This window comes from Mesopusillimonas faecipullorum (assembly GCF_020539505.1).
GTDB lineage: Bacteria > Pseudomonadota > Gammaproteobacteria > Burkholderiales > Burkholderiaceae_B > Mesopusillimonas > Mesopusillimonas faecipullorum.
The window spans coordinates 1-660 of sequence record NZ_JACDXW010000026.1; the positions used below are offsets into that span (position 1 = coordinate 1).

Consider the following 660-nt stretch of genomic DNA (forward strand, 5'->3'; position numbering starts at 1 on the left):
GTGGGACTAGGCGTCAGATAAGTAGGGCGGGACACGTGAAATCCTGTCTGAATATGGGGGGACCATCCTCCAAGGCTAAATACTCGTGATCGACCGATAGTGAACCAGTACCGTGAGGGAAAGGCGAAAAGAACCCCGGAAGGGGAGTGAAATAGATCCTGAAACCGTATGCATACAAACAGTAGGAGCGGGCTCGTCCCGTGACTGCGTACCTTTTGTATAATGGGTCAGCGACTTACATTCAGTGGCAAGCTTAACCGAATAGGGGAGGCGTAGCGAAAGCGAGTCCGAATAGGGCGATTTAGTCGCTGGGTGTAGACCCGAAACCAGGTGATCTATCCATGGTCAGGTTGAAGGCACGGTAACACGTGCTGGAGGACCGAACCCACTAATGTTGAAAAATTAGGGGATGAACTGTGGATAGGGGTGAAAGGCTAAACAAACCTGGAAATAGCTGGTTCTCTCCGAAAACTATTTAGGTAGTGCCTCAAGTATTACTGCAGGGGGTAGAGCACTGTTTTGGCTAGGGGGTCATGGCGACTTACCAAACCAAGGCAAACTCCGAATACCTGCAAGTACAGCTTGGGAGACAGAGCACCGGGTGCTAACGTCCGGACTCAAGAGGGAAACAACCCAGACCGCCAGCTAAGGTCCCTAAAA

At 51.2% G+C, this 660-nt stretch carries 1 rRNA gene; it reads left to right on the forward strand.

Going from position 1 to position 660, the window contains the following annotated elements:
• Positions 1–660, forward strand: a 23S ribosomal RNA gene (locus H0484_RS15035); the annotation flags it as partial.